Raw genomic sequence first — 1,325 nt, forward strand, 5'->3', positions numbered from 1 at the left:
TGAATCGCCCCGGTTTTCGCGGAGGCTGTTTGGTTAAAGTAAAACGGCCTCGTCGGCGGTTTTGCCGAGTTGGTTGTAGTAGTTTGCCTCAGCCTCGGCGGGCGGGATATAGCCGATGGATGAGTGCAGGCGCTTATGGTTGAACCAAGCGACCCATTCCAGTGTTGCCAGTTCGACGGATTCCCTGGTTTTCCAAGGCGCGCGGCGATGGATCAGCTCGGCCTTGTACAAGCCATTGATCGTCTCGGCCAAGGCGTTGTCGTAACTGTCGCCACGGCTGCCGACCGACGGCTCGATGCCGGCTTCGGCCAGGCGTTCGCTATAGCGGATGCTGACGTACTGCGATCCCCTATCGGAGTGGTGGGTCAGAGAACCGTCGTTGCCAGGCTGGCGAGCGTATAGGGCCTGCTCCAGCGCATCGAGCACGAAGTCCGTCGTCATGGATTTGCTCACGCGCCAGCCGACGATGCGCCTGGCGTAGACGTCGACGACGAAGGCCACGTACAGCCAACCCTGCCATGTCGAGACGTAGGTGAAGTCCGAGACCCAGAGCTGATTGGGACGGTCGGCCCGGAACTGCCGGTTGACGCGATCCACCGGGCGACTGGCGGCGTCGTCAGCGATGGTCGTTCGCAGCCGCTTGCCGCGCCGCACACCTTGCAGTCCCTGGGCGCGCATCAATCGCTCGACCGTGCAGCGGGCAACCGTCACGCCCTCGCGGTTCAGTTGCCGCCAGACCTTGTCGGCGCCGTAGACGCGATGGTTCTCCTGCCACACTCGCTGGACTTGCGGCATGAGCCGTTCATCACGACGCGCACGGTCGCTGCGCCGTGACGGATCACGCAGCCGTGCGGCATGGCGCCGATAGGCCGACGAGGCAACCTGCAACACCTTGCAGATCGGCTCGACCCCGTAAACCTCCCGGTGCCGGTCGATGTAGGTGTTTACGACTTCAGCTTGCGGTCGAGCTCCGCCTGCGCGAAAAAAGCGCTGGCAGTGCGCAGGATGTCGTTGGCGCGGCGCAGCTCTCGGTTCTCCCGCTCCAACTCCTTGATGCGTTCTCGCTCGCTGGTGGTGACGCCTTCGCGCTGTCCGCTGTCGACTTCGTGGCGCTTGACCCAGGTCAGCAGCGTCTGCGCCGAGCAGCCGATCTTGGGCGCGATGGACTCGACCGCCACCCACAGCGACGGGTACTCGCCGCGCGACTCCTGCACCAGGCGCACGGCGCGCTCGCGCACTTCCGGGGAAAACTTGTTTGCGTTGTTCTTGCTCATGGCTCGCATTCTCTCAAGAGTGAGAGCCTCCGCAAAACCCGGGGCGATTCA

General features: G+C 63.7%; 1 protein-coding gene and 1 other annotated feature. The gene reads right to left on the reverse strand.

Features of this window, described 5'->3' with window-relative positions; all coding sequences use genetic code 11:
- Positions 1-33: 33 nt before the first annotated feature.
- Positions 34-1,283 (reverse strand): IS3-like element ISRme15 family transposase gene (locus tag AC6EI8_RS26560; RefSeq protein ID WP_085960508.1). Its coding sequence is split into 2 segments (ribosomal slippage): positions 34-989 and positions 989-1,283, totalling 1,251 coding nucleotides; the frame shifts between segments, so codons are not numbered across the junction.
- Positions 874-990: a sequence feature (AL1L pseudoknot), on the reverse strand. It overlaps the preceding gene by 117 nt.
- Positions 1,284-1,325: the final 42 nt, after the last annotated feature.

The sequence above is a fragment of the Cupriavidus sp. R6-3 genome, from assembly GCF_059772245.1.